This is a genomic window from Pseudomonas sp. NPDC090201, from assembly GCF_044746825.1.
In the GTDB taxonomy this organism is placed as follows: Bacteria; Pseudomonadota; Gammaproteobacteria; order Pseudomonadales; family Pseudomonadaceae; genus Aquipseudomonas; species Aquipseudomonas putida_AD.
On sequence record NZ_JBIVCX010000003.1, the window covers coordinates 322,117 to 341,059 of the forward strand.

15 protein-coding genes are annotated in these 18,943 nt (G+C 61.9%); 11 read left to right on the forward strand and 4 right to left on the reverse strand.

From position 1 onward, the window contains the following. Positions 1-16: 16 nt before the first annotated feature. Positions 17-391, reverse strand: coding sequence for a response regulator (locus ACIPOO_RS11530; RefSeq protein WP_274130967.1), 375 nt, complete (start codon positions 389-391; stop codon positions 17-19). Between the two features lie 51 nt (positions 392-442). Next, positions 443-1,864, reverse strand: a complete 1,422-nt coding sequence (locus tag ACIPOO_RS11535) for an ATPase domain-containing protein (RefSeq protein ID WP_400606877.1) — start codon at positions 1,862-1,864, stop codon at positions 443-445. A 788-nt stretch (positions 1,865-2,652) separates the two neighbouring features. Here ACIPOO_RS11535 and arnB point away from each other — a divergent pair. From arnB to ACIPOO_RS11575, 8 genes are read left to right on the forward strand one after another with little or no spacing between them, the layout of a single operon-like run. Then, positions 2,653-3,801, forward strand: a complete 1,149-nt coding sequence (gene arnB / locus ACIPOO_RS11540; RefSeq protein ID WP_400606880.1) for a UDP-4-amino-4-deoxy-L-arabinose aminotransferase — start codon at positions 2,653-2,655, stop codon at positions 3,799-3,801. Then, a complete protein-coding gene (gene arnC, locus ACIPOO_RS11545) occupies positions 3,798-4,808 on the forward strand; it encodes an undecaprenyl-phosphate 4-deoxy-4-formamido-L-arabinose transferase (protein ID WP_274130964.1) in 1,011 nt (336 codons plus the stop codon). Before arnB ends, arnC begins: the two co-directional genes overlap by 4 nt. Beyond that, complete coding sequence (gene arnA / locus ACIPOO_RS11550; protein WP_400606883.1) at positions 4,805-6,796, forward strand: bifunctional UDP-4-amino-4-deoxy-L-arabinose formyltransferase/UDP-glucuronic acid oxidase ArnA; 1,992 nt, start codon at positions 4,805-4,807, stop codon at positions 6,794-6,796. The genes arnC and arnA overlap by 4 nt, the downstream gene beginning before the upstream one ends. Then, positions 6,796-7,680: a 4-deoxy-4-formamido-L-arabinose-phosphoundecaprenol deformylase gene (gene arnD / locus ACIPOO_RS11555; RefSeq protein ID WP_400606886.1), complete on the forward strand. Its 885-nt coding sequence runs from the start codon at positions 6,796-6,798 to the stop codon at positions 7,678-7,680. The genes arnA and arnD overlap by 1 nt, the downstream gene beginning before the upstream one ends. Further along, on the forward strand, positions 7,677-9,323 hold the full coding sequence (gene arnT, locus ACIPOO_RS11560) for a lipid IV(A) 4-amino-4-deoxy-L-arabinosyltransferase (protein ID WP_400606888.1): 1,647 nt from the start codon (positions 7,677-7,679) through the stop codon (positions 9,321-9,323). The genes arnD and arnT overlap by 4 nt, the downstream gene beginning before the upstream one ends. Next, entirely contained in the window at positions 9,320-9,664 is a 345-nt protein-coding gene (arnE, locus tag ACIPOO_RS11565) for a 4-amino-4-deoxy-L-arabinose-phosphoundecaprenol flippase subunit ArnE (protein ID WP_400606891.1), read from the forward strand. Before arnT ends, arnE begins: the two co-directional genes overlap by 4 nt. Beyond that, positions 9,661-10,086 carry a 4-amino-4-deoxy-L-arabinose-phosphoundecaprenol flippase subunit ArnF gene (gene arnF, locus ACIPOO_RS11570; protein ID WP_400606894.1) on the forward strand — a complete coding sequence of 142 codons (426 nt, stop codon included), beginning with the start codon at positions 9,661-9,663 and terminating at the stop codon, positions 10,084-10,086. The genes arnE and arnF overlap by 4 nt, the downstream gene beginning before the upstream one ends. Continuing rightward, positions 10,083-11,477 (forward strand): UDP-glucose/GDP-mannose dehydrogenase family protein, encoded by a 1,395-nt coding sequence (locus ACIPOO_RS11575; RefSeq protein WP_274130958.1) that lies wholly within the window; start codon positions 10,083-10,085, stop codon positions 11,475-11,477. Before arnF ends, ACIPOO_RS11575 begins: the two co-directional genes overlap by 4 nt. A 49-nt stretch (positions 11,478-11,526) precedes the next feature. On the opposite strand, the gene ACIPOO_RS11580 is transcribed toward ACIPOO_RS11575, so the two are convergent. After that, the gene (locus ACIPOO_RS11580) at positions 11,527-13,152 is read right to left on the reverse strand and encodes an ArnT family glycosyltransferase (protein WP_400606897.1); all 1,626 of its coding nucleotides are present in this window, start codon (positions 13,150-13,152) and stop codon (positions 11,527-11,529) included. A gap of 541 nt (positions 13,153-13,693) precedes the next feature. Here ACIPOO_RS11580 and ACIPOO_RS11585 point away from each other — a divergent pair. Both ACIPOO_RS11585 and ACIPOO_RS11590 read left to right on the forward strand, forming a co-directional pair. Then, positions 13,694-14,377, forward strand: coding sequence for a histidine phosphatase family protein (locus ACIPOO_RS11585; protein ID WP_400606900.1), 684 nt, complete (start codon positions 13,694-13,696; stop codon positions 14,375-14,377). Next, positions 14,374-15,264, forward strand: a complete 891-nt coding sequence (locus tag ACIPOO_RS11590) for a phosphatase PAP2 family protein (protein ID WP_400606903.1) — start codon at positions 14,374-14,376, stop codon at positions 15,262-15,264. The genes ACIPOO_RS11585 and ACIPOO_RS11590 overlap by 4 nt, the downstream gene beginning before the upstream one ends. On the opposite strand, the gene ACIPOO_RS11595 is transcribed toward ACIPOO_RS11590, so the two are convergent. Further along, entirely contained in the window at positions 15,224-16,516 is a 1,293-nt protein-coding gene (locus ACIPOO_RS11595; RefSeq protein WP_400606905.1) for a sensor histidine kinase, read from the reverse strand. The genes ACIPOO_RS11590 and ACIPOO_RS11595 overlap by 41 nt on opposite strands. Positions 16,517-16,957: 441 nt before the next feature. Between ACIPOO_RS11595 and ACIPOO_RS11600 the strand changes: the two genes are divergently transcribed. Beyond that, positions 16,958-18,880: an LTA synthase family protein gene (locus ACIPOO_RS11600; protein ID WP_400606907.1), complete on the forward strand. Its 1,923-nt coding sequence runs from the start codon at positions 16,958-16,960 to the stop codon at positions 18,878-18,880. Positions 18,881-18,943 lie beyond the last annotated feature (63 nt).

Genomic DNA, 18,943 nt, shown 5'->3' on the forward strand with positions numbered 1-18,943 from the left:
CCGGACCGCTCCGGGATCAGTTCTTGTGACCGTCAGGCTTGACCAGCGCCGCGATGCTGGCCAGAACCGCCTGTATATCGAACGGCTTGTCGAACACTTCCACGAACAGATCAGGCCGGGCGACACCCAGATGGCCCTGGGCACCGCTCATCAGCATGATCGGCAGCGACCCGAGTTTCTCGTGCTTGCGCACCTGTTCGGCCAGCTCGATGCCGTTCATGCCCGGCATCATGTAATCGGTGATGATCAGCTGCGGCTGTTCCCGCTCCAGGATACTCAACGCTCTCGCGCCGCTGCCTGCCGTCACGGTCAGATAGCCGACATCCTCCAGCGCGAAACTCAGGATATCGGCAATCAGGTACTCGTCATCGACAATCAATATCGTGGTCATGGCGCCCTCATTCCGCTCAATCGGTGACGAGCGTGCTGGCGAGCGCGACGGTTACGCGTTTGTGCTATCGCCAAGGGCATGGGTATCAACCTTCTTCACGTCCAGGCCTCGCGTACCGATGGTGACTTCAAGCAACGCGGGGTCGTAGGGATTGTCCCTGATTTTAAGAATGGAAAGCTGGCGCTTAAGTTCACGCGATGTCTGAACGAAACGCAGGAGCATCAGGTTATCGACGATGCACGAGAGGTCCGGGGCCGGGGCATCGATCTCCGAACCCAGCAACGTCAGCACTTCCCAGGAGGCGACGACAGTGACGTCCCGGGCCCGCAGCTCGTTCATCAGCGCCGTGTACAGGTCCAGCACCCGGGACTTGTCGGCGGCCGCGCGAGCCATGCCCGCCAGGCTGTCGATGAACACGCGCTTGACCGACCTCGCTTCCACGGTGCGCAGCAGGTCCAGTGCGATCTTGTCGATCGGCTCGGTGGTGATGGATTTCCAGACGATCGACAGAGCCCCGCTGTCTTCCAGGGCCTTGAAGTCCACACCCAGCGAGGCGGCCTTCATGCGCAGGCGCTGGGGCGACTCGTAGAAGCCGAAATACAGCCCCGGCTCCTCAAGCGTCGACTGCCCCAGGAAGCTGATGCCGAAAGAGGTCTTGCCTGAGCCCGATGGCCCGACCAGCAGCGATACCGAAGAGGTCATCAGCCCGCCGCCGATCAGCGGGTCGAGGGAGATCAGGCCACTGGAGACCATCGAGAAGGTCTCGCTGTCGCGAATCCCCGAGTGGGTGACCGTGCTTTCCAGCCGTGGGTAGACCACCAGGCCGTCTTCGGTGATTTCGCATTCATGGGCGCCGGAAATTGCGCCGCTGCCGCGGGTCTTGCGCATCTTGATGCGGCGCACCGCCCTGCCGCCGACCAGCTCTTCGCCCAGTTCCAGCACGCCGTCGACCATGGTGTGCTCGGGGCTGCCGTCGTCCAGTTGCGAACTTGTGAGGAAAAACACCGTGCAGCCGGCGAAGGCGGCATGCCCCTGCAGATCGGAGATGAAACGCTTGGTGTTCAGCGGCGAGTCGGCCCGGGAACGGGCGTTGAGCAGGCCGTCGAGAATCAGCACCGTGGACTTCTGCCGCACGATCTCGCGCCGCAGCAACTTGACCACCTCGTCCAGACCGTCGTTTTCCATGGTGTCGAAAGCGCTGACGAACTGGATCTGATCGCCGACCTTGTCCTTGTCGAAGAAACTCAAGGTGGACAGGAACTGGAACAGGCGCTCGTGGGGTTCGGCCAGCAAGGTCGCAAACAGCACTCGCCCGCCGTTGCGGGCATGGTTGAAGCCTATCTGGTTCGCCAGAATCGTCTTGCCCGATCCAGGGCGCCCCTGAATGATGTACGAGGACCCTGCGACGAACCCTCCTTTCAACAGCTCATCCAGCCCTTCAATCCCGCTCTGAAGGCGTTTTAGCTGATTCAAATTTGCGTCCTCCACGTGAGGCGTTCGGCACGTCGTATCGTGCGGATCATGCGCACGCGTCATGCGGCCATTCTTTCGCGTTTGGAGGCGTATTCCAAGAACAATTATCTTTCGTGACGCAGGGTTGCGCGCGTTCAGGGCGAATGGCGCCTACCTGGGCGGGCATGAGGGGAAATCCGGCTTACATCGATTCGCATAACGCCAGCCGGCAACTTTTCAACTTTATGTTGCACCGTAACAAGTAGTGCGAGGCCTGGCGATACACTCCGCTCATCTGTATTACTTGGCGATCCTCTCTGTAACGGCTTTGTTATTTCGACGCATTTTCAGTATTCGTTCAGCTTCATCGGCGTAGGCTCAATCGCATAACCGAAAGAGGCTCGAGCGCATTCCAACGCCCTTTCGAAACCGCGCCCCGAAAGCTTGCAGGCCAGATAAACCGTGCCTTCAAGAAAAGCGGCGTAAAAGAATAGCCTGTTTTTATGACTTTTCCATTTCACTCGGCACAGTTGAGAAATACTTCGCAAAAAAATGGATTCTGGATGAAAAACCAACGCCCACTAAACGGAATTTTCATAAATAACCTTCTATCGTCTTAACCACAGTTCGGGATCAGCCTAATCCTCGACACGGATGTAACAGCAGTAATCCATGGAGCGGTCACTATTCACAGTTCTATTGCCTGGGCCTTCATTGCGCCCGCCTCATACCCATAACGAGCACCCTGATCACAGTGGCGCACGCGGTCTTCGTGCGCGCTGATTTTGAAGAACTGGCGGAGGATTTACATGAGTCTGGATTTTCTTCCTTTTTCCCGCCCCAGCATGGGCGATGAGGAAGTCGCGGCGGCAACCCGGGTCTTGCGTTCAGGCTGGATCACCACCGGCCCCGAATGCCAGCGCCTGGAGCAGGAGTTCGCCGAGCACTGTGGCGCGAAGCACGCGGTGGCGCTGTCTTCGGCCACCGGCGCCATGCACATCACCCTGCTCGCCCTGGGGATTGGCCCAGGCGATGAGGTCATCACGCCTTCGCAGACCTGGGTTTCGACAGCCAACATGATCTGCCTGCTGGGCGCCACGCCGGTGTTCGTCGACGTCGACCGCGACACGCTCATGACCGACGCCGCGCGCATCGAGCAGGCCATCACGCCACGCACCAAGGCCATCGTACCGGTGCACTATGCAGGCGCGGCCCTGGATCTCGACCCGATCTACGCCGTGGCGCGCAAGCATGGCATCGCCGTGATCGAAGACGCCGCCCACGCAGCAGGCACCCGGTACAAGGGCCGCCCGGTGGGCAGCTCAGGCACGGCGATCTTCTCCTTTCATGCGATCAAGAACATGAGCTGCGCCGAAGGCGCGATGTTCACCAGCGACGACGAGCAACTGGCCGACCGGGTGCGCCGGCTGAAATTTCACGGCCTGGGCGTGGACGCCTATGACCGCCTGACCCACGGCCGCAAACCCCAGGCGGAAGTGATCGAGCCCGGTTTCAAGTACAACCTGGCCGATATCAACGCCGCAGTCGCGCGGGTGCAACTGGAACGTCTTTCGGCGATCAACGCACGCCGTGCCGAGCTCGCCAACCACTACCTGGAGCGCCTGACGGGCAGCCCGGTGCTGCCGCTGGCGCAACCGCGCTACGACCAGCAGCACGCCTGGCATCTGTTCATCCTGCGCATCGACGCTGCGCGCTGCGGCATTGACCGCGACGGCTTCATGAAAGCCCTGCAGGCGCAGAACATCGGCAGCGGCATCCATTTCATCGCCACCCACCTGCACAGCTACTACCGCCAGCGCTTTGCCGACGTGCAGCTGCCCGACACCGAGTGGAACTCGTCGCGGCTGTGCTCCATTCCCCTGTTCCCGGACATGACCCTCGCCGATGTCGACCGCGTGGTCGGTGCCATTGAATCGATTGTGGAAGCCCGCTCGTGAAACCTTATCCCATCCAGCTCGTGTCGATCGTCATTCCGGTCTACAACGAAGCGCAAAGCCTTCCCGAACTGCTGCGCCGCACCGAAGCGGCCTGCGCACAGGTCACCCAGCCCTGCGAAATCATCCTGGTGGACGACGGCAGCCGCGACGACTCCGCCGACCTGCTGCTTGAAGCAAGCCAGCGCCCCGGCAGCCCGGTGGTCGCGGTGATCCTCAACCGCAACTACGGCCAGCACGCTGCGATCATGGCCGGCTTCGGTCAGTGCAAGGGCGATCTGGTCATCACCCTGGACGCCGACCTGCAAAACCCGCCCGAAGAGATCCCGCGGCTGGTCAAGGTCGCCGAACAAGGCTACGACGTGGTCGGCACGGTGCGCGGCAACCGCCAGGACTCGGCCCTGCGCCGCTGGCCCTCAAAGCTGATCAACCTGGCCGTGCAGCGCTCCACCGGTGTTGCCATGACCGACTACGGCTGCATGTTGCGCGCCTATCGACGCAGCATCGTCGACGCCATGCTCGCCTGCAGCGAGCGCAGCACGTTCATCCCTATTCTCGCCAACAGCTTCGCCCGTCACACAACGGAAGTATTGGTGACACATGCTGAGCGCGAGCACGGGGAATCCAAGTACAGCGCCATGAAACTGATCAATCTGATGTTCGACCTGGTCACCTGCATGACCACCACGCCCCTGCGGCTGTTGAGCATCATCGGTTTCAGCATGGCCTTTCTGGGCATCGCGTTCGCCACGCTGCTGATCGTGTTGCGCCTGATGTTCGGTGCTTCATGGGCCGGCCACGGCACCTTTGTCCTGTTTGCGGTGCTGTTCGTGTTCACCGGCGGCCAGTTCATCGGCATGGGCCTGCTCGGTGAATACCTGGGCCGCATGTACAGCGACGTGCGCGCCCGCCCACGGTTCTTCATCGAAAAAGTCGTGCGCAGTCAACCGGCTGCCGTCGCCACCACCGTCGATTCCCCCGCTCCTATTTTGAATAAGGTCGCACCATGAGCCTCAAAGCCGTAGTTTTTGCCTACCACGATATCGGTTGCGTCGGTATCGAAGCCCTGCTCAAAGCCGGTTACGAGATCTCGGCGGTCTTCACTCACGCCGATGACCCTGCCGAAAAGACCTTTTTCGCCTCCGTCGCGCAACTGTGCGCCCAACATGACATCCCCGTGCATGCCCCCGAGGATCCCAATCATCCGCTGTGGATCGAGCGGATCGGCAAGCTGGCCCCTGACTTCATCTTCTCGTTCTACTACCGCCATCTGCTGGGCGAGCCGCTGCTGGCCTGTGCCAAACAGGGTGGTTTCAACCTGCACGGCTCGCTGCTGCCCCGCTATCGTGGCCGCGCACCGGCCAACTGGGTGCTGGTCAATGGCGAAACCGAAACCGGCGTCACCCTGCACCGCATGGTCAAACGCCCGGATGCGGGTGCCATCGTTGCCCAGCAGCGCATCGCGATCAGCGCCACCGACACCGCGCTGACCCTGCACGGCAAACTGCGCGCCGGTGCCGCCGACCTGCTGTCCGAAACCCTGCCGTTGCTGGGCAAGGGGCAGTTGCCCGGCGTTGAGCAGGACGAATCCAAGGCCAGTTATTTCGGCCGTCGCACCGCCGCCGATGGCCTGATCGACTGGCAGCAGCCCGCCTCTGGCCTTTACAACCTGGTGCGCGCCGTCACCCAGCCTTACCCCGGCGCCTTCTGCCCGGTGGGTGAGCACAAGCTGATTGTCTGGAATGCAAAGGTGCAGGCTGGCAACGACGGCCAGGCACCGGGCACGGTCATCAGCTGCGATCCGTTGCGCATCGCCTGCGGTGAAGACTCCCTGCTGATCACTGCCGGTCAGCGCGGCAGCGAAGGCCTGTACCTGAGCGGCCCTCAACTGGCCCGGGAATTCGGCCTGGTGGATGGATCGCGCCTGCTGGGCAGCGAGAAGCGCAAGTCGGTGCGCCGCACGCGGGTGCTGATCCTGGGCGTCAACGGCTTCATTGGCAACCACCTGTCCGAGCGCCTGCTGCGCGACGACCGCTACGAAATCTTCGGCATGGACATCGGCAGCGACGCCATCGAGCGCCTGCGCAGCCATCCCAATTTCAACTTCATCGAAGGCGACATCAGCATCCACACCGAGTGGATCGAGTACCACATCAAGAAATGCGACGTGGTCCTGCCGCTGGTGGCCATCGCCACGCCTATCGAATACACGCGCAACCCGCTGCGGGTGTTCGAACTGGACTTCGAAGAGAACCTGAAGATCGTTCGCTACTGCGTGAAGTACAACAAGCGGGTGATCTTCCCTTCCACGTCGGAAGTCTACGGCATGTGCCAGGACAGTCATTTCGACGAGGACACCTCCAACCTGGTCGTCGGCCCGATCAACAAGCAACGCTGGATCTACTCGGTGTCCAAGCAACTGCTCGACCGGGTGATCTGGGCTTACGGCCAGAAAGGCCTGCAGTTCACCCTGTTCCGCCCCTTCAACTGGATGGGGCCACGGCTGGACCGCCTGGATTCGGCGCGCATCGGCAGCTCCCGCGCCATTACCCAGTTGATCCTGCACCTGGTGGAAGGCACGCCGATTCGCCTGGTCGATGGTGGCGCACAGAAGCGTTGCTTCACTGACGTGGTCGACGGCATCGAGGCGCTGGCGCGGATCATCGAGAACCGCGACGGCCTGTGTAACGGGCAGATCGTCAACATCGGCAACCCGGACAACGAAGCCAGCATCCGCCAGTTGGGCGAAGAACTGCTGCGTCAGTTCGAGGCGCATCCGCTGCGTGATAACTTCCCGCCGTTCGCAGGATTCCGCGAAGTGGAGAGCCAGTCGTTCTACGGCAAGGGCTATCAGGACGTCAGCCACCGCAAACCGAGCATCGATAACGCACGACGCCTGATCGACTGGCAGCCAACCATCGAACTCAGTGAAACCATCGGCAAGACCCTGGACTTCTTCCTGCGCGAAGCCATGGCCGAGAAGGCGGAAGCGAACTGATGCGGGCCGGATTGCGCATCGACGTCGACACCTATCGCGGCACCCGTGACGGTGTGCCGCGGTTGCTCGACCTGCTGGACGAGGCGCGGATCAAGGCCACGTTCTTCTTCAGCGTCGGCCCTGACAACATGGGGCGCCATCTCTGGCGCCTCGCCCGCCCGCAGTTTCTCTACAAGATGCTGCGCTCGAAGGCCGCGAGCCTCTACGGCTGGGACATCCTGCTGGCCGGCACCGCCTGGCCGGGCAAGCCGATCGGCCGCGACCTTGGACCCTTGATGCGTCGTGCCCAGGAGGCCGGGCACGAGGTTGGCCTGCATGCCTGGGACCATCACGGCTGGCAGGCCAACGCCGGGCACTGGACGCCCACGCAACTGACCGCCCAGATCGCCCGTGGCGTGGATTGCCTGAATGACATCCTCGGCACGCAGGTCACCTGCTCGGCAGCGGCTGGCTGGCGCGCGGATGAACAGGTGGTGCAGGCCAAGCAGTCCTTCGGCTTTCGCTACAACAGCGATTGCCGGGGCCACAGCCTGTTCCGCCCGGTGCTCGCGGACGGCCGACCCGGCACGCCACAGATTCCGGTGGATCTGCCCACCTTCGATGAAGTGGTGGGCCCCAAAATCGCCCCCGAAGCGTTCAACGATTACCTGCTCGATCAGTTCAAGCCCGATCACCTCAACGTCTACACCGTCCATGCCGAGGTCGAAGGCATCGTCATGGCCGGTCAGTTCCGCCAGTTGCTCAGCCAGGCCAGTCTCAAGGGCGTCGAGTTCCAGCCCCTGGGCGAACTCCTGCCGCCAAGCCTGCGGTCCATCTCCCAAGGGCATCTGGTGCGCGGCGCGCTTGCCGGGCGCGAAGGCTGGCTGGGAGTGCAGCAACCATGAGCCGCCATCAATCCATCCTGTGGCTGGTGGCCGCGTTCGTGCTGGCCTACCTCCTGCCGCTGGGCACCCACGGCCTGTGGATTCCCGATGAAACCCGCTACGCGCAGATCAGCCAGGAAATGCTCCACAGCGGCAACTGGGTCGCGCCGCATTTCATGGGCCTGCGTTACTTCGAAAAACCCGCCGCCGGTTACTGGCTGATTGCCGTTGGCCAGGCCATTTTCGGCGAGAACCTGTTTGGCGTACGGATCGCCTCGGCGCTGGCCAGCGGCCTGACCGTGCTGCTGGTGTACCTGATCGCGCAAAAGCTCTGGAGCGACCCACGCAAGAGCTTCACCAGCGCTCTGCTGTTCATGAGCTACATGCTGATCGCCGGGCAGGCAGGCTACGCCAACCTCGACCCGCAGTTCATGTTCTGGGTCACGCTGTCCCTTGTCGCATTCTGGTACGCCACGCACAGTGTCGGCAGGCCGCGCCTGTTGAGCTGGGCGTTGCTGGGCCTGGCCTGCGGCATGGGCTTCATGACCAAGGGGTTCCTGGCCTGGGCACTGCCGGTGATCGTCGCCCTGCCCTACATGGTCTGGCAGCGTCGCCTGCGCGAATTGCTGACATTCGGCCCGCTGGCGATCCTGGTAGCGGCCATTGTCTGCCTGCCCTGGGTACTTGCAGTCCACGCGCGGGAGCCCGATTACTGGCGTTTCTTCTTCTGGCATGAACACATCCGCCGCTTTGCCGGCGATGACGCCCAGCATTCGCGGCCGTGGTGGTTCTACCTGCCGTTGCTGTTCGCGTCCAGCGCGCCGTGGGCCGTGTTGCTGCCCGGCACCCTGAAACAGGCCTGGCAGGAACGGCGCATGCCGCAAACCGGCTTCCTGCTGCTCTGGCTGGCGCTGCCGCTGGCGTTCCTGAGCATGAGCCGGGGCAAGCTGCCGACCTACATCATGCCGTGCATGATTCCGCTGGCCTTGATGATGGGCCACGTGCTGGTCGAGCGCCTGCGCCAGGCCCGCAGCGGGACGTTGCGCACCAACGGCGTACTCAACGCGGTGGTCGGTGTTGTCGCGCTGGTGGCACTGCTGGTCGTGCAGCATCGCCAGGATCTCTACGATCAGCAACCGCTGCACCTGACGCTGGCGGTGCTGATCCTGGTGGGCTGGATTCTGGCCAATGCCCTGCAAGGCCTGAAACCCCTGCGCTTCTGGGCGCTGCCTGCGGCAGGGGCGTGGCTGGGCATCGTGCTGATTCCCATTGCCCTGCCCGACAGTGTGGTGTTCAACAAGACGCCGGACCAGTTCGTGGTGCGCCACATCGATGAACTGACCTCGGCCAACCAGTTGCTGAGCAACGACCTGGGTGCCGCGGCCGCGCTGTCCTGGCGCCTCAAGCGCAAGGACGTCGTGCTCTACGACACCCAGGGCGAACTCAAGTACGGGCTCAACTACCCGCAGGCCAGCACCCGTGCGGTGGACTGGAACCAGGTTCAGGCCTGGATGACCCAGGCGCGTCGCGAGGGATCGGTGGCGGTGCTGATGCGCGGCGACGAAGCCGACAACGCCCACGAGTTCAGCCTGTTGCCTGCGGACGGCAAACGTTACGAGGAAGGCAACCTGACGTTGCTGATCTTCGACAGGACGCCTTCATGACCTTTGCCCTCCTGCTGTGCGCCTGCCTGCTCACCTGCCTGGGCCAGATCGCCCAGAAAATGGCGGTCGAGCAATGGCAGGGCCAGTTTCCCGGCATTGCGCTGATGCTGCGCACCCACTGGCTGTGGCTGGCGATCGCCCTGCTGGGCGCCGGCATGCTTTTGTGGCTGCTGGTGCTGCAGCGCCTTGAAGTGGGCATCGCCTATCCGATGCTGGCGCTCAACTTCGTGTTCATCACGCTGATCGGCCGTTACCTGTTTGACGAGGTCGTTGACCGGCGTCACTGGATGGGCGTGGCCATGATCCTGGCGGGCGTGATGCTGCTGGGGCAACAGTCATGAACCTGGGCAGAGGCCTCGCCATGGCCGCCGGCAGCGTGGCGCTGGTCAGCGCGGCACAACTGGGCATGCGCTGGAGCATGCTCAGGCTGCCGCAACCGGCGCAATGGCTCGCTGCGATACAAAGCGGCAGTGTCGACACCCAGGCCCTGGGCGTGGTCATGGCGGCCATCGTCGCCTATGGCCTGTCGATGCTCTGCTGGCTCGGCGCCCTGCGGGATCTGCCGCTCAGCCGGGCCTACTCGCTGCTCAGCATCAGCTACGCGCTGGTGTACCTGGCCGCAGCGTTCCTGCCTGTTTTCAACGAATCGCTCACCCCTGCAAGAACGGTGGGCGTCACCCTCATCGTGCTCGGTGTGGTGACGATCAATTACCGGCGTAGCCACAGCAATATCGCTCACAGCGACAAGGAGTTTTCCCGATGAAAATCAGCGTCTTCGGTAGTGGGTATGTGGGTCTGGTGCAGGCCACCGTGCTGGCGGAAGTCGGTCATGACGTGGTGTGCATGGACATCGATCCGGCCAAGGTCGAGCAACTGGGCAAAGGCCACGTGACCATCTATGAGCCGGGTCTCGAAAACCTGGTGCGGGAGAATCTGGAAGCCGGGCGGCTGCACTTCACCACCGACGAACGCCGTGCGGTGGTGCACGGCGAAGTGTTGTTCATCGCTGTCGGCACCCCTTCCCAGGCCGATGGCTCGGCGGACCTGCGCGGCTTCTTCGCGGTGGGTGAAGCCATTGCCCGGCATCGCGAGGCCCCGGTCATCATCGTCGAGAAATCCACCGTCCCGGTCGGCAGCGGCGACGCCCTGCGTGCCCACATCGAGCAGCAGTTGCGCCAGTCGGCCCGGCTGCTGAAATTCGATATCGTCTCCAACCCCGAATTCCTCAAGGAAGGCTCGGCGGTCAAGGACTGCCGGCGCCCGGACCGCATCGTCATCGGCTGCGGCAACCCTGATGTGTTCCCGGTGATGCGCGAACTCTATGCGCCGTTCAACCGCAACCACGACCGCATGATGTTCATGGACCTGCGCAGCGCCGAGCTGACCAAGTACGCGGCCAACTGCATGCTGGCGACCAAGATCAGCTTCATCAACCAGATCGCCGAACTCGCCGAGCATCTGGGGGCGGACGTGGAGTCCGTGCGCCTGGGTATCGGTGCCGATTCGCGCATCGGCTATGACTTCATCTACCCAGGCTGCGGCTATGGCGGCTCGTGCTTCGGCAAGGACATTCGCGCATTGATCCACAGTGCCCGAGAAGCCGGTTGCTCGAACGACCTGCTCAACGTGGTGGAAGACATCAACGAGCGGCAGAAACACAAGCTGTTCGACCGGGTCAATGCGTTCTTCAAGGGCGAACTCAAGGGCAAGACCTTCGCCCTGTGGGGCCTGGCGTTCAAGCCCAACACCGACGACATGCGCGATGCACCCAGCCGCGTGCTGATGGAAGCGCTGTGGGCCGCAGGGGCAACGGTACGCGCGTTCGACCCCGAAGCGATGCAGGAAACCCAGCGCCTGTACGCAGAGCAGCCGAACCTGATCCTGATGGGCACGCCTGAATCCGTGCTGCTGGGCGCCGATGCGCTGATCGTCTGCACCGAATGGCAGCAGTTCAAGGCGCCGGACTTCGACCTGATCGCCCAGCGCCTCAAAGCGCCGGTGATCTTCGACGGCCGCAACATGTATGACACCGAGCGCATGGCCAAGCGTGGCTTCCAGTATTTCCCGATCGGTCGCGGGGATTCCTGCAACCTGCCGATCCCGCAGCAGCAATGGGCGCCCTACGAGTTGCTGGCCAACCACCCGGCTGTGTGACCTGACCCTCCCCTAAAGCGCGGCCTGATTCTGTCAGGCCGCGCTTTTTTCATTGCCCTTGCACCCGCAGCAACACGTAGTCTTCCTTGTCGAACCGCCCGGTCAGGGACACCGGCAGCCCGGCAAACCGCGTGCCTTGCAGGCGCTGGAAGTCACTGTTGCTCATCACCACGTTGGCGGGCCCCTGCACGGCGTTGAGCTGCTCGGGCGTTTCGGTGAAAACCGGTAGCAGGTCCTGATCGACGTTGACCATGAACTTGATGGCCTTGGCATCCTTGCCCATCGAATGCAGCACCAGAGGCGCGTTGTCCCCTTGGGTCACTGCACGCACCGCCTCAGTGAAACGATGGGTGTCGTACAGGTTGCGCTGGACCTTCTCGTAGACCCCGATGTAGCAGATCCATACCGCCAGCACCGCGCAGGCCGGCAAGCCGTAGAGCCTCAAGCGCGGACGCATCAGCAGCGGCAATGCGATCAGTTGCAGCATGCCCAGCACCACCAGCACTGGGCCGATATCGCCCAGGGCTTCGGGAAACCTGGGGCGTACCGCCAGCAGCCCTGCCATCAGCGCCCCCGGGATGAAGCAGTAAAGGGTCAGGGTCATGCCGCGCAGCCACCAGAACTGGCGGCCGATACGCATCTGGAACGGGTAGCCGGCGATGATCGCCGCCATTGGCGCCATGGACAGGATGTAGCGCGATTTCTTGGCTTCGGGAATCGACAGCCCGACCATCACCGTCAAGGCGGCGAAGGCGCACAGCCACAACAATTGCTGGGCGGAACTGCGTTCGGTCCTGGCCGTGATCGCGACGGTTACCAGCACCAGCAGCGCCAGCGGATACGCCAGTGCATAGTTGCCCAGTGAGCTGCTGAAGTACCACAGCATAGGGCTTGCACCTTCACTGCCGTCCATGCGGCCAGTGATCTGCATGCGGATCACCTCGGCCACCAGCGCCTGTCCGCCCTCGACGCGCGCCATCAGCAACAGCGCCAGCATGCACACCCCCAACAGCACCAGCGCGGCCACACCGGACAGCCACATCCGCTGGTATTGCCGGCTCAGCAGGTAGTAGCTGCACACCACTCCGGTAGGTACCACCAGGCCGATTGGCCCGCGGATGGCAAATCCCAACACCAGCAGAACGACAAACAGCCACAGGCGCCGGGACGAGCCGAAGTGGTCCCTGGCATAGGCCAGGTAGAACGCCGCGAAAGCCACGGTCGCCAGCATCTGGTCCAGGGACACGGCGCGGGTTTCGCTGATGAAGGTGTTGCTCAACAACAACGCCGCGATGCTCAGCCACGCCCAGCGCCGGGAATAAGGTGCGAGCAGCCGGTACATCAGGCCGACCATGACGGCGCTGGCAATGCACGTGGGCAACCAGGCGGTAAAACTGGTGACTTGCCCCAAGGGCAGTGAAGCCAGGTAGATCAGCCAGGTCGAGAATACCGAATAGTCAGGGTAAGGCTCGCCATAGGTGGTGGGAAAAAAGCCCGGGCCGTGGCGCAGCATTTCCTGGGCAAACATCACGAACCGGGAATCGAAACCAATGATGGTCAGATGCCAGCTGGCGGCAATGAACAGCACAAAGGCCAGGCCACCGGCACTCCATGCCTGACGCCGGGCCTGCGCGGGGGTGACACCCGATAAAAACTCGGAAACGATCGATGTCAACGCAGGATCCTCTTGGCGGTTCGGCGGCACGCAGGGTGTTCAATGAATGACAGCATAGTAGACGGGGTTCTGGCGCCGAACCGGGGCGAGTCCATTGAAGCGGATGATGAAGCGGATGGTGGCATGATGATTACTACAACGTTTTGAAGAGTCGGCATCATAAAGTTGAATCAATTGCATTACACCTTCTTCAACTTATTAATTATTGCATCCGATGACAATGTAAAACTTTCGTGAAAATACCCTGCACAGTCCGTTGAATATTTAAACATTCATGTTCGCTGCCCGTAACATGCCGACCCAGAAAAGCTTGAAGCCGCCCCTGGACCGCGTTGCCCCTTGCAGATCAGGGCCTGCGCGGGCGAGGCGGCAAATGTGAAAGCGTTTTTCACATGCACTTCACCCCATCTTGACTCTTGCCTCTATAACCTGCGCTCACAATTCTGTTAGTGCCTGTCTTGTTCGACCACAGCACACTTTGCGTCGCGCGTACTGAAACAGTGTCAGTGCGAATCGTTTATAAAACCCAGACGGACCGATCATGAATTCATATTTCAGTCACACGCTGAACATGCTGACAGCGCGCTATTACGCGCGAAAAAAAACCGTGCGACTGCTGGCCCTGGTACTGGGGAGCCTGTTACTGGTTGGCGCGACCGCCTTTGCCGTGCGTCCGGCCCCGGTGACTGACCTTGCGGAGGCCCACCACGCCCTCAAGGCAGATTTCTATTCGCTCTGGGATCAGGGCAATCTGGTGGTGCTGATGCGCCATGTCGAGCGCTGCGATCGCTCCAGCAACCGCTGCCTTGACGAGCCCGACGGCATCACGGTCAAGGGGCGCGCAATGGCAGAACGGGTCGGGCAGTCCTTGCGCCAGTTGGGCTTGGGCCAGGTCGATATCTTCAACAGCCCGCTGCAACGCACCGAACAGACCTCCCGCTACGCCTTCAGTCAGAAGACCCAGGCCCAGGACTGGCTGATCAACTGCCGCCGCTCGATGCTCGATGACGTGCTCAAGCACAAGCTCGATCACCGCAACCTGGTACTGGTGACGCACAGCGAATGCATCACCGAGCTGCAGAAGTCACTCAAGGTGAGCTCACCCTGGTCTGCCGAGTACGGCTCGTCGCTGGTGGTCGAGGTCAACCCGGGCGACCACAGCACCCGAGTGCTGGGCTATGTCGAAGCGCAGGACTGGGGCAAGGTCCTGGCCCGACGCCCATGAATCCATCTTTCAACCACCCGACGGACGACCCAACCGTGTCTGACAGCAAAACCCGTTTCTATCTCAACCACGCCGGCGCCCCGCTGCTGCTGGCCTTGCTCCTGTTTGTCAGTTTCGACCTGACGGGCCTTGACGTGATTCTCAGTGACTGGATGTACAACACCACCACTCACGCCTTCCCGTTGCAGCACAGCAAGCTGTTCGAAACCATCACCCACAAATGGGCGCGGATCATCCCCAACTGGACCGGCGAAGCGGCGGTTGTCGGCGCGGTGCTGTCGTTTATCTGGCCGCTGCTCAAGGCCGAGAAACACCCGAGGCTGCTGGCCTGGCTCGAGAAAACCCGGATCGGGCCCGTGTTGCGCTTCTTGAGCCGCCATCGTCGGGATCTGCTGTTCGTGGTGTTCGCGTTCTCCATCACGACGGGCGCCATTCACTATTTCAAAAGCCACACCAGCATCTATTGCCCGGTGGAAACCACGCTGTATGGCGGCATCGAGCAGAAAAAGGAATGGTTCGAGAACTTCAACCTGCTGCACGACGCCGGCAAAGGCCGCTGCTGGCCAGGCGGGCATGCGTCAGGCGGATTCACCATGATGGCGCTGTTTTTCGTGGCCCGTCGTTATCGCTGGCGCCACGCCCGCAAGTTGCTGGCGTTTTCCCTGGCGCTGGGCATGGTCTATGGCACCACACGGGTCCTGCAGGGCTGGCACTTCATGTCGCACACGTTCTGGGCAGGCATCATCGTCTGGTTCTCGATGTTCCTGACGGCCATGGCCTTTTATGGCCGCAGGCGGCTGGATCCGGCGATCCAGCCGTCACCTGCGAACACTGCCAGTTCCGCCTTCAAACCGGCAGCGTGCCCGGTGCCTCAAGCACAACCGTAAAGCAGCAGCCTGCCGGCTCACGGCTGGTCAGTGTCACGGTCCATCGCTGGTTGGCGCAGATGCGCTGAACCAGCGACAAGCCCAGGCCCAACCCCTCCCCGCGCTGCTCGTCACCCCGCACGAAAGGCTGGAACATCGCCTCCTGCTTCTCCAGCGGAATGCCGATGCCGCTGTCTTCGACCTGAAAACCGTTGGCGTTGAGGGTCAGGCTGATCGCGCCGTGATCGGTGTAGTGCCAGGCGTTGCGCAGCAGATTGCCCATCACCGAACGCAACAGCGGCGCGTTGTACAGCGTATCGTCCCCCGCTTCACAGCCGTGATAGACGAAGTGCAGACCCTTCTCTTCGATAGGCTGGCGCCAGGTTTCGATCAACTCTTCGGCGATCTGCGACAGCGTCGCTTGCTGGCCCTGCGGGGCGTTCTTGCCCTCGGTGCGCGCCAGCAGCAGGAACGTCTGAACCAACTGATTCATACCCGCCGTCGCCTTGCTGATGCGTTGCACCTGAGTGCGCGAACGCTCGTCCAGCCGCGGGTATTCCATCAGCAGTTCACAGGAGGTGGCGAGCACCATCAGCGGCGTGCGCAGTTCATGACTGACATCACTGGTGAACAGCTTTTCTCGCCCCAGCGCCGCCCGCAGGCGCCCCAGGGTATCGTCGAAGGAACGGGCCAGCGCACCGACCTCATCCTGGGCGTAATCGTTGGCGAGCACGGGCGCGCGCTCTAGCACCTGGTCGCGATGACGAACCTGCCCCGCAAGGCGAGACACCGGCGCCATCACCCTCGAAGCCAGCAAACGGCCCAGCAGGATGGCCAGCAATACACTGAGGATGAACCCCACCAGCACAATCCCCAGCAGGATACGCTCGCGCTTGGCGGATTTGCGCTGGTCGCGCAGCAGCACATAGCGGCGTTCACCCACCTGCTCGACCATGGCGTAATAGGATTTCTTGCCGCGCTCGAAGGTCTGGAATCCCGGTTGAAGGCCCTTGAGGTCATCGCTCATCGCCACTTCATCCAGGCCATCGTCGGCGTAGAACAACTCGTCCTTCTCGGGGCGGTGACGCCAGTCTTCGATGCGGTCCGAGGTCAGTTGCCGATGCAGATTGCCGCCCATACTGATCATCGTGAGCCGGTTTCCCACCACATGCACGGTGGCGATGATCCCGACGGCGAATACCCCGGCCACCAATGCGCTCATCAACGCAAAAACGATGACAATCCGCTGTTTCAAGCTGTGTTTGATATCCATCAGTGTGCGCACATACCCAATGCCGACTTCGTGTCCTTATAACGAGGCGCCATTATCAAGGGCGGTATGTCATGGTTTTGTTAATTGCTGGATCGGAAGATGAAACAGCGGCCCCAGAACGCATTCGTGTTGAATCGAGTGATATAAAAAACACTTTTTTCACGGCCCTTTGACTGGTTTTTCATCTTTGCCTGATTGGCTGCCACGCCCCGGTTTCTGCGGATTGTGACCGTTTGACGAAGGCTGGCCAGGTAATCAATTCCGGATGTTTCAGCGCATGCCGCCGTACTCGAATGAATGGCACTATCCGCCGCTCTTGACCCGGCGCTTCATTCACGAATCGGCCCCCGACGGATGCTCGACAGCATGCAGGCCCCGGGTTGTTGTTCCAGGCCCAACCCTCGATGAATCAAGGGACTTCCCAATAACAAGGACCGTTCGATGCATTTCTTTCGTTTCGCGCCCGTGCGTTTTCTCACGTTGCTTGCCAGCGTCTGGCTGACGATCTTCCTGATCACCCGATGCGTGCTATGGCTCACCCACATGGATGATGCCGGCGGTGCGACCCTGGGCACCTTCGCCACTGGTTTGCTCTACGACCTGGCGTTTCTGGCCTACGCGCTGTTGCCAATGACCTTCTACCTGCTGCTCTGCCCTGCCAGGCTCTGGAAGACCAGGCTGCATCGCTGGATGTTGCAGGGCCTGACCTGCTTCAGCCTGTTCGTCATGCTGTTCACGGCGGTGGCCGAATGGTTGTTCTGGGACGAGTTCGGTGTGCGCTTCAACTTCATCGCCGTGGACTACCTGGTCTACTCGGACGAAGTGCTGAACAACATTCTCGAGTCGTATCCCATTGGCAAATTGCTCAGCACCCTGGCGATTATCGCCATTGGCTTGAGCCTGCTGCTGGCGCGCTATGTTCGCCGGGCAGCAGAGGCGCCGATGCCTGCCCCACGCACCAGGCTTGCGATGGGACTGGGTGCCCTGGCACTGGCCGGATTGTGCGGGTTGGCCGTCAACCAGGACACGCCCCGGGGTCAGGGCGGCAATGCTTACCAGCGCGAACTGGCGAGCAACGGTCCTTATCAGTTCTTCGCTGCATTTCGTAACAATGAACTGGATTACGCGCAATTCTATGGCACGCTTCCCGCGACCCAGGCAGGCAATCAATTGCGCAGCGAGCTGCAGAGCGCGGACGTCTCGTTCGTGGGGCAGGACCCGCTGGACAATCGCCGGGCCATCGACAACCCGGGCACGCCACGCACTCCGAACATCGTTCTGGTGACCCTGGAAAGCTTCAGCGCCAAGTACATGGGCAGCAACGGCGACGCGCGCAACCTCACGCCCAACCTGGACGCACTGCGCAAGCAGAGCCTGTACTTCAACAACTTCTACGCCACGGGCACCCGTACCGACCGCGGCCTGGAAGCCATTACCCTGTCGATCCCGCCCACTCCGGGGCGCTCCATCGTCAAACGCACCGGTCGCGAGAGTGGCTATGCCAGCCTGGGCCAGCAACTGACCGCCAAAGGCTACGACGCCGTCTTCGTCTACGGCGGGCGCGGCTACTTCGACAACATGAACGCTTTCTTCTCCGGCAACGGCTATCGGGTCGTGGACCAGAGCAGCGTGGATGAGTCGCAGATCTCGTTCAAGAACGCCTGGGGCATGGCCGACGAAGACCTCTATCGTCAGGCACTGAATGTAGCCGATGAAGACTTCGCCAAAAACCAGCCGTTTTTCCTGCAACTGCTGACCACCTCCAACCATCGCCCCTACACCTTCCCTGACGGTCGCATCGACATTGCCTCGGGCAATGGGCGCGACGGCGCGGTGAAGTACACCGACTGGGCCATCGGCGAGTTCCTGGCCCAGGCGCGCAACAAACCCTGGTTCAGCAACACCCTGTTCGTCTTTGTCGCCGACCACACCGCCGGCAGCGCGGGCAAGGAAGACCTGCCCATCGCCAACTATCACATCCCGCTGTTCATCTATGCTCCGGAGCTGTTGAAGGCCGGCGAAATGTCGCAACTGGCCAGCCAGATCGACCTGGCGCCCACCCTGCTCGGGCTGCTGAACCTGGACTACACCTCGACCTTCTACGGACGCGACCTGTTCCGCGAAGACGGCCTGGCGCCCCGCGTGCTGGTCGGCAACTACCAGCATCTGGGCCTGTTCGACGGCAAGGACATGGCCATCCTCAGCCCTCGCGCCGGCTTGCGTCGCCATGACGACGCCAAGGGCCAGAGCATCGAGCGTCACGTGCAGATCGACGACCCGCTGATCCTGCGCGCCATTGCCTACTATCAGGCGGCCAGTCATGGCTTCAAGCAGCAGCTCCTGAGCTGGAACGCCGGGAACTGACTGCCTGATTCGTTACACGGCGTGTTTCAGGCGGTGGATTAACGCCCTGTACACGCCGTTTTA

Bases quoted from the DNA above. Each gene is read 5' to 3' on its own strand.
- ACIPOO_RS11530 (WP_274130967.1), bottom strand. From the start codon at position 391: ATGACCACGATATTGATTGTCGATGACGAGTACCTGATTGCCGATATC.
- arnB (WP_400606880.1), top strand. From the start codon at position 2,653: ATGAGTCTGGATTTTCTTCCTTTTTCCCGCCCCAGCATGGGCGATGAG.
- arnA (WP_400606883.1), top strand. From the start codon at position 4,805: ATGAGCCTCAAAGCCGTAGTTTTTGCCTACCACGATATCGGTTGCGTC.
- arnD (WP_400606886.1), top strand. From the start codon at position 6,796: ATGCGGGCCGGATTGCGCATCGACGTCGACACCTATCGCGGCACCCGT.
- arnT (WP_400606888.1), top strand. From the start codon at position 7,677: ATGAGCCGCCATCAATCCATCCTGTGGCTGGTGGCCGCGTTCGTGCTG.
- arnE (WP_400606891.1), top strand. From the start codon at position 9,320: ATGACCTTTGCCCTCCTGCTGTGCGCCTGCCTGCTCACCTGCCTGGGC.
- arnF (WP_400606894.1), top strand. From the start codon at position 9,661: ATGAACCTGGGCAGAGGCCTCGCCATGGCCGCCGGCAGCGTGGCGCTG.
- ACIPOO_RS11575 (WP_274130958.1), top strand. From the start codon at position 10,083: ATGAAAATCAGCGTCTTCGGTAGTGGGTATGTGGGTCTGGTGCAGGCC.
- ACIPOO_RS11585 (WP_400606900.1), top strand. From the start codon at position 13,694: ATGAATTCATATTTCAGTCACACGCTGAACATGCTGACAGCGCGCTAT.
- ACIPOO_RS11590 (WP_400606903.1), top strand. From the start codon at position 14,374: ATGAATCCATCTTTCAACCACCCGACGGACGACCCAACCGTGTCTGAC.
- ACIPOO_RS11595 (WP_400606905.1), bottom strand. From the start codon at position 16,516: ATGGATATCAAACACAGCTTGAAACAGCGGATTGTCATCGTTTTTGCG.
- ACIPOO_RS11600 (WP_400606907.1), top strand. From the start codon at position 16,958: ATGCATTTCTTTCGTTTCGCGCCCGTGCGTTTTCTCACGTTGCTTGCC.